The sequence below is a fragment of the Hyalangium sp. genome (genome assembly GCF_035629615.1).
GTDB lineage: Bacteria > Myxococcota > Myxococcia > Myxococcales > Myxococcaceae > Hyalangium.
In genome coordinates this window covers 1-7,195 of record NZ_DASPHO010000671.1, presented here as the reverse complement: position 1 = coordinate 7,195, position 7,195 = coordinate 1, and the positions used below count along the sequence as shown (strand labels likewise).

The window sequence follows — 7,195 nt, the reverse complement described above, 5'->3', positions numbered from 1 at the left end:
AACACGATGGTGGACCAGCTGCGCGCCTTCGCATCGGAAGTAACGCGCGTCGCCAAGGAAGTGGGCACCGAGGGCAAGCTGGGTGGCCAGGCCGACGTGAAGGGCGTGTCCGGCGTCTGGAAGGACCTCACGGACAACGTGAACGTCCTCGCCGGTAACCTGACCGACCAGGTGCGAAACATCGCGAAAGTCACGACGGCGGTCGCCAACGGGGACCTGTCGCAGAAGATCTCCGTCGAGGCCCGCGGCGAGATCCTCGAGCTGAAGAACACCATCAACACGATGGTGGACCAGCTGCGCGCCTTCGCCTCGGAAGTGACGCGCGTCGCCAAGGAAGTGGGTACGGAAGGCAAGCTGGGCGGCCAGGCCGAGGTGCCGGGAGTCGCCGGCACGTGGAAGAACCTCACGGACAACGTGAACTCCATGGCCTCCAACCTCACCGCCCAGGTGCGCAATATCGCCCTGGTGACGACGGCGGTGGCCAACGGAGACCTGTCCAAGAAGATCACCGTGGATGTGAAGGGCGAGATCCTCGAGCTGAAGAACACCATCAACACGATGGTGGACCAGCTGAACTCGTTCGCCTCGGAGGTGACGCGCGTCGCCAAGGAAGTGGGCACCGAAGGAAAGCTGGGCGGTCAGGCCGAGGTGCGCGGCGTCTCCGGCACCTGGAAGGACCTCACGGACAACGTGAACTCCATGGCCCGCAACCTCACCACCCAGGTGCGCGGCATCGTCCGTGTGGTGACGGCGGTCGCCAACGGCGACCTGAAGCAGAAGCTCGTCGTCGACGCCAAGGGTGAGGTGGCCGCGCTCGCGGACACCATCAACAACATGACCGACACGCTGGGCACCTTCGCCGAGCAGGTCTCCACGGTGGCCCGCGAGGTGGGCGTCGAGGGGAAGCTGGGCGGTCAGGCCCGCGTGCCTGGTGTGGCCGGCACGTGGAAGGACCTCACGGACAACGTGAACTTCATGGCCTCCAACCTCACCACCCAGGTGCGTGGCATCGTCAAAGTCGTGACGGCCGTCGCCAACGGCGACCTGGGCCAGAAGCTGGTGGTGGATGCCAAGGGCGAGGTGGCCGCGCTCGCGGAGACCATCAACAGCATGACGGACACGCTGGGCACCTTCGCCGAGCAGGTGACGACGGTGGCCCGCGAGGTGGGTATCGAAGGAAAGCTGGGCGGCCAGGCCCGCGTGCCCGGCGCGCGTGGCACGTGGCGGCAGCTCACGGACAACGTGAACCAGCTGGCCGGCACGCTCACCTCTCAGCTGCGCGCCATCTCCGATGTCGCCACCGCGGTGACGAAGGGTGACCTGACCCGCAGCATCACCGTCGTCGCCGAGGGCGAGGTGGCGGCGCTGAAGGACAACATCAACCAGATGATCATCAACCTGCGTGAGACCACGCAGAAGAACCAGGAGCAGGACTGGCTCAAGACGAACCTGGCGAAGTTCTCCGGCATGATGCAGGGCCAGAAGAACCTGGAGGCCGTCAGCCGCCTCATCATGAGCGAGCTCACGCCGCTGGTCGGCGCGCACCACGGCGCCTTCTTCCTGGCGGACCAGGAGGGCACCCTGCCGGTGCTCAAGCTCACCAGCACCTACGCCTACCGTGAGCGCAAGAACATCTCCAACCGCTTCCGCCTGGGCGAGAGCCTGGTGGGCCAGTGCGCCCTGGAGAAGAAGACCATCCTGCTCACCAAGGTGCCGCAGGACTACATCACCATCGCCTCTGGCCTGGGCGAGTCCAGCCCGCTCAACATCATCGTCCTGCCCGTCCTCTTCGAGGGCGAGGTGAAGGCCGTCATCGAGCTGGCCAGCTTCCACCCGTTCAGCGCCATCCACCAGATCTTCCTGGATCAGCTCACCGAGAGCATTGGCGTGGTGCTGAACATGATCATGGCCAACATGCGCACCGAGGAGCTGCTGCAGCAGTCGCAGAGCATCACTCAGGAGCTGCAGAGCAAGTCCAAGGAACTCACCCAGCAGCAGGACGAGCTCAAGCGCACCAACGCGGAGCTGGAGGCCCAGGCCCTCGAGCTGGAGGAGAAGGCCAAGCAGCTCAAGGATCAGAACACCGCCGTCGAGGAGAAGAACCGCGAGGTGAACCTGGCCCGCGCCAGTCTGGAGGAGAAGGCCGAGCAGCTCACCATCATCTCCAAGTACAAGAGCGAGTTCCTGGCCAACATGAGCCACGAGCTGCGCACCCCGCTCAACTCGCTGCTCATCCTCGCCAAGCTCCTGTCGGACAACAAGGACGGCAACCTCAGCCACAAGCAGGTGGAGTACGCCAACACCATCTACGCCAGCGGCGGGGATCTGCTCACCCTCATCAACGAGATCCTCGACCTGTCCAAGGTGGAGGCCGGCAAGATGCAGGTGGAGCCGCGCGACATCCTCCTCAGCGAGCTCAACCTGTTCGTGGACCGCTCGTTCCGCCCAGTGGCGGACCAGAAGAACCTCCACTTCTCCGTGGAGCTGGCGCCCAACACGCCGCGCTCCATCCGCACGGATCCGCAGCGGCTGCAGCAGATCCTCAAGAACCTGCTCTCCAATGCCTTCAAGTTCACCGACTCGGGCAGCGTGAAGATGGTGGTGAAGCCGGCGGAGAAGAGCGTGCGGCTCGACCACGAGGTGCTGCGCAAGGCCAAGCACGTCATCGCCTTCGCGGTGATGGACACCGGCATCGGCATCGCCAAGGACAAGCAGAAGCTCATCTTCGAGGCGTTCCAGCAGGCGGACGGCTCCACCGCGCGCAAGTACGGTGGCACCGGCCTGGGCCTGTCCATCTCGCGCGAGATCGCCAAGCTGCTGGGCGGCGAGATCCACGTGGAGAGCGAGCCTGGCAAGGGCAGCACCTTCACGCTGTACATGCCGCCCGAGTACATGGCGCCGGAGGATGATGGGGTCGCCCCGTCCACGCCTCTTGCCTCGCTCATGCCACCTGCGCCGCCCGCGCCGGGGAGCCTGGCTCCCACGTCGGCCCGCCCAGCCGCGCCGGAGCCGGCCCGCGTGACGGCATCGGAGCCGGCCCACTCGGCCACGCCGGAGCCGGCTGCCACCCAGGCGATCCACCTGACACCTCCGCCCGTGGCGGAGAACGGGCACGTGCTGGACGCGGCGCTGCCTCCCCCGGCGGACCCGCTGCTGGCCCCGCTCATGGTGGAGGATGATCGGGAGCACATCCGCGAGGGCGATCGCGTCCTCCTCATCATCGAGGATGACCTGAAGTTCGCCCGCATCATGGCGCAGATGGCGCGGGAGAAGGGCTTCAAGGTCCTGGTGGCCAGCCGCGGCGACAGCGGCCTGTCCATGGCCAACGAGTACCTGCCGCACGCCATCACCCTGGACATCCAGCTGCCGGTGGTGGACGGCTGGAGCGTGTTGGAGCGCCTCAAGCGCAACCCGCGCACACGCCACATCCCCGTCCACATCATCAGCGTGATGGACAAGCACCAGGGCAACACCCAGGGCGCCTTCGGCTACCTCACCAAGCCCGTGAGCAAGGAGGGCCTGGAGCACGTCTTCGGCCAGCTCGCCCGCTTCCTGGAGCGCAAGGAGCGGCGGCTGCTGCTCGTCGAGGACGATGACGTGCAGCGCGACAGCCTCACCCGGCTGCTGGGAGAGGGCGATGACGTGCAAGTGACGGCCGTGCCCACAGGTCAGGCTGCGCTGCACGAGCTGGAGAAGTCCGAGTTCGACTGCCTCGTCATCGACCTGTTGCTGCCCGACATGGACGGCACCAAGCTGGTGGAGGAGGTGAAGACGCAGGCGCGCTTCAGGGACCTGCCCATCGTCGTCTACACCGGCAAGGAGTTGACCTCGAAGGACGAGGCCCGCCTCAAGCGCTACACCGGCAGCGTCATCCTCAAGAGCGGGGCCAAGAGCCCGGACCAGCTCCTGGGCGACACGGCGCTCTTCCTCCACCGCCTGGACCAGCACCTCACCCCCCGGGCACGCCACGCGCTGGCAGTGCGCGACAACCGGCACGAAGGGGACCTGAGCGGCAAGAAGGTGCTCGTCGTGGATGACGACATGCGCAACATCTTCGCGCTCACCAGCGTCCTGGAGAACCACGGCATGGTGGTCTCCTTCGCCGAGAACGGCCGCGCCGCCATCGACATGCTCAAGAAGCAGCCCGAGGTGGACGTGGTGCTGATGGACATCATGATGCCAGAGATGGACGGCTACGAGACCATGCGGGCCATCCGCCAGGATCTCCGGCTCTCCCGGCTGCCCATCATCGCCGTCACCGCCAAGGCCCTGAAGGACGACCGTGAGAAGTGCATGGCGGCCGGGGCCAGTGACTACCTGCCCAAGCCGGTAGACACGGACAAGCTCATCGAACTCATCCGTCTGTGGGTGAATGCTTGAGTCGGATAGCGCACGTCTCGCTCCCCTCCGCTCTTCTGTTTGGAGGGGAGGGGACCTAGCTTTTCCCTTACCCCGGGTACCCGTCTGTTCAGCATGACTCCCACCAATGCCACCCCTGATCGCTCCGCCGAGGCCGCGCCACGCCAGCGTGCAAGCATCCTCATGGTGGACGATCACCCCTCCAACCTGCTGGCGCTCGAGGCCATCCTCGAGCCGCTCGGCCAGGATCTGGTGAAGGCCAGCAGCGGCGAGGAGGCCCTCAAGTGCCTGCTGCAGCGCGACTTCGCCGTCATCCTCCTGGACGTGCAGATGCCGGGGCTGGATGGGTTCCAGACGGCGGCGCTCGTCAAGCAGCGTGAGCGCACGCGCACCATCCCCATCATCTTCCTCACCGCGCTCAGCCGGGACGCCGCCCACATCTTCAAGGGCTATGCGCACGGCGCGGTGGACTACCTGCTCAAGCCCTTCGATCCGGAGATCCTCCGCTCCAAGGTCAGTGTCTTCGTGGACCTGTTCCTCAAGGAGCAGCAGCTCCAGCGCCAGGCGGCCCTGCTGCGCCAGCGGGATCGCGAGGCGATGGAGCGCCAGACGGAGCTGCGCTACCGGCGGCTGCTGGACTCGCTGCCGGAGACCATGTGGGCGACGCGCCCGGACGGGATGCTGTACTACGCGAACCAGGCCTGGCGCAGCTACACCGGCCTGGCCAGCGAGGAGATCACCAACCAGTTCTTCCTGGAGTTCTTCCACCCGGTGGACCGCGAGGTGATGCTCCGCAAGTGGACGGAGGCGGTGAAGCAAGGCAGCCGGTTCGAGCTCGAGTTCCGCATGCGGAACAAGGACGGGGTGTGGCGCTGGCACCTGGGGCGGGCGGGGCCCGAGCTGGACGACGCGGGCCGCGCCACTGGCTTTGTCTGCGTGGCCACGGACATCGACGACAAGAAGCGCGCGGAGGACGCGCTGGCGCGCTTCAAGGCCACGCTGGACGCCACGCTCGACTGCGTCCTCATGTTCGAGCCTGAGGGGCTCACGCTCACCTACGCCAATGCAGGTGCGGCCCGGCAGCTGGGTACCACGGTGGAGGAGCTGGTGGGCAGCAGCGTGCTGCGCGTGGAGGGGGACTTCGACGAGGAGGGCTTCCGCAAGCTGCTGGCGCCGCTGTTGAGCGGGACGCTGCCGAGCCAGACCTTCTCCACCACGCACCGGCGGCGCGACGGCTCCGAGGTGCCGGTCGAGGTGGTGCTCCAGTATGTCGCGGCCGTCGAGGGGCCGGGCCGCTTCGTCTCCCTGGCGCGAGACATCACCGAGCGCCAGCGCGCGGAGGCTGCGCTGCGGCTGGCCAACGAGGCCAAGGACGCCTTCCTCGCCGCGGCCAGCCACGAGCTGCGCACACCGCTGGCGGCGGCCAAGGGCCACGCCCACCTGGCGATGCTCAAGCTGGGCGGACAGGTGGACCACGGGCCCGGCAAGTCGCTGACGATCATCAACCGGCAGATCGACCGGATGACGAAGCTGGTGGAGGAGCTGCTGGACATCAGCCGGCTGCAGGCCGGGCGCCTGTCCCTGGAGCTGGAGCGCTTCGATCTGGGCGGGCTGGTGCGCGAGACGTGCGACCGCATGGCGGTGCTCTCCCAGGCGCACCCGCTGCGAGTGGAGGCGCCGGAGCACCTGGAGGGTGTGTGGGACCGAGGGCGGCTGGATCAGGTGCTCACGAACCTGGTGGCCAACGCCATCCGCTACTCGCCTGAGGGCGGCGAGGTGGTGGTGCGGCTGATGGAGGAGGGGGTAGGGGTGCACCTCTCGGTGAAGGATCTGGGCGTGGGGATTCCTCCCGAGAAGCATGTGCTCATCTTCGAGCGCTTCGGGCGCGCGCACGGCTCCAAGTATGGTGGACTGGGGCTGGGGCTGACGATCAGTCAGGGCATCGTGGAGCAGCACGGCGGTCGCATCTGGGTGGAGTCCCTGGGCGTCTCCGGCGAGGGCTCGACCTTTCATGTCTGGCTGCCGCGTGAGGCAATCCAGGCGAGCTCGCCCTCGACCCAGGCGCATGAGCCCGTGTCGGAGCCGCAGATCTCCGCGGGCTGAGAGGGCCCGTGGGATCAGGGAAGGTAGCGGCCTTCAAGGGGCCCAGCGAGATGCACGCGCGCGTGAGCGCGCACGACTGGGCCTCCACCCCGTTGGGGCCCGTTGAGTCCTGGCAGCCCAGCCTCGCGGTGCTCGTCAAGACGCTGCTCGCGTCCGCGCTACCCCATGGTGCTCACCTGCAGGTAGACAGCGCTCCAGGGCAAGGCGCCACCTTCATCGTGGAGGTGCCCCGGGGGGTTGATGTGTAGACCCTTGCACACCATCGTCCGCTGGGTGGGCGACGCGTGTGATAGCCGGTGACTGGATGAGCCACTTGACTGATTCTCTTGAAGCGACAACCGGCTCCCCCTCGACTCTTGACGGCTCACCTCAGCTGAGCCAGGCACTCTCAGAGGTGCTCGCGGGTGGTGGAGAGATGGGCGCGCTCATGCGCTCCATGGATTGGTCAAAGACGCCCCTGGGTTCTCCGGATGATTGGCCCCAGAGCCTGCGCTCGGCTCTCAGCATCTGCCTGGGCTCGCGCTTCCCCATCGCCCTCTACTGGGGACCTCAGCTCGCGCTGCTCTACAACGACGCCTGGCGCCCGATTCCTGGCAGCAAGCACCCGTGGGCGCTCGGACGTGGCGCGCAGGAGGTGTGGCCGGAGATCTGGGGCACCATCGGCCCGCAGTTCGAGCAGGTGATGACCACGGGGGAGGCGACGTATTCCGAGCACGGCCTCTTGCCCATGTAT

The 7,195-nt window shown here is 66.9% G+C and carries 3 protein-coding genes and 1 pseudogene; all 4 read left to right on the top strand.

Going from position 1 to position 7,195, the window contains the following annotated elements:
- Window positions 1–4,380, top strand: a 4,380-nt coding sequence (locus VD972_RS33990; RefSeq protein WP_324992960.1) for a response regulator, incomplete at its 5' end; no start/stop codon positions are given.
- A gap of 93 nt (window positions 4,381–4,473) precedes the next feature.
- Window positions 4,474–6,462, top strand: a complete 1,989-nt coding sequence (locus tag VD972_RS33985; RefSeq protein WP_324992959.1) for a PAS domain S-box protein — start codon at window positions 4,474–4,476, stop codon at window positions 6,460–6,462.
- A gap of 8 nt (window positions 6,463–6,470) precedes the next feature.
- Complete coding sequence (locus tag VD972_RS33980; RefSeq protein WP_324992958.1) at window positions 6,471–6,710, top strand: hypothetical protein; 240 nt, start codon at window positions 6,471–6,473, stop codon at window positions 6,708–6,710.
- Window positions 6,711–6,889: 179 nt separating this feature from the next.
- Window positions 6,890–7,195: pseudogene (locus tag VD972_RS33975) on the top strand (two-component system sensor histidine kinase/response regulator); the annotation flags it as partial.

Bases quoted from the DNA above. Each gene is read 5' to 3' on its own strand.
- VD972_RS33985 (WP_324992959.1), top strand. From the start codon at position 4,474: ATGACTCCCACCAATGCCACCCCTGATCGCTCCGCCGAGGCCGCGCCA.